This window comes from Microbacterium sp. Bi128 (assembly GCF_918698205.1).
In genome coordinates this window covers 1-1138 of sequence record NZ_CAKKMM010001562.1, presented here as the reverse complement: position 1 = coordinate 1138, position 1138 = coordinate 1, and the positions used below count along the sequence as shown (strand labels likewise).

Here is a 1138-nt window from a genome sequence, read left to right as displayed (position 1 = left end):
GTTCAGGCCTAGTTAAAGACCGGGCTTTCGGTACGGCTGCGCTTGATTTCGAAGAAGTACGGGAAGGATGCCAGGGTCACCGTGGCGTCCCAGATCTGTCCTGCTTCCTCGCCGCGCGGGATGCGCGTCAGGACCGGGCCGAAGAAGGCCGTGCCGTTGAAGGCGACGACGGGTGTGCCCACGTCCTGTCCGACCAGCGAGATGCCGGCCTCGTGGCTGGCGCGCAGCTTTGCATCGAATTCGTCGCTCTGGCCCGCGGCGGCAAGCTCGGCCGGCAGTCCGGCCTCGGCCAGCGACTTGGCGATGACCTCGTCAATGTCCTTGATGCCTTCGTTGTGGATCTTGGTGCCCATGGAGTCATAGAGCGCCTTGATGAATTCGGCACCGTGCTGTTCAGCGGCGGTGGTGATGACGCGGACCGGAGCCCACGCCTTCTTCATGAACTCGCGGTACTGCTCGGGCAGTTCCTCGCGGCCCTCATTGAGCACGGCGAGGCTCATGACATGCCACTCGGTCTTGATGTCGCGGACTTCTTCGACTTCACCGATCCAGCGGGAGGTGACCCAGGCGAAGGGGCACATCGGGTCGAACCAGAAGTCGGCTTTGTTGGTCATGGTTTCAGACACAGGTGTTCTCCTTAGGGAAGTCTGCGAGGAAAGCGCCGGCGCGGATCACGCACACGGCGCGCTAAAAATTACAGCGACCTTGGCCGCGTTAATATTCCGGATCAGGCGGATTTGCGCCGTTTGACCTCGTCGTGGGCGATCATCGTGGGCGTCGCCTTCTTGGTCACGACCTCTTCGGTGATCACGACGCTGGCGACGTCGTCGCGGCTGGGGAGGTCGAACATGACCGGGAGCAGGACTTCCTCCATGATGGCGCGCAGCCCCCGGGCCCCGGTGCCGCGCTCCAGCGCCTGGTCGGCAATGGTGTTGAGGGCCTCGTCCTCGAAGATGAGCTCGACGCCGTCGAGCTGGAACATCTTCTGGTACTGCTTGACGAGGGCATTCTTCGGCGTCGAGAGGATCTGGATGAGCGCGGCGCGGTCCAGGTTGGAGACGGTGGTGATGACGGGCAACCGGCCGATGAACTCCGGGATCAGCCCGAACTTGAGCAGGTCTTCCGGCATGACCTAGCC

Annotated in this window: 1 protein-coding gene and 1 pseudogene; both read right to left on the bottom strand. The window is 63.0% G+C overall.

Translation table 11 applies throughout. From position 1 onward, the window contains the following. Positions 1-8 precede the first annotated feature (8 nt). The gene (locus LQV45_RS34570) at positions 9-614 is read right to left on the bottom strand and encodes a DsbA family protein (protein ID WP_230012420.1); all 606 of its coding nucleotides are present in this window, start codon (positions 612-614) and stop codon (positions 9-11) included. A gap of 113 nt (positions 615-727) precedes the next feature. After that, positions 728-1132, bottom strand: a pseudogene (locus tag LQV45_RS34565) (ATP-dependent Clp protease ATP-binding subunit ClpX); the annotation flags it as partial. Between the last annotated feature and the right edge of the window lie 6 nt (positions 1133-1138).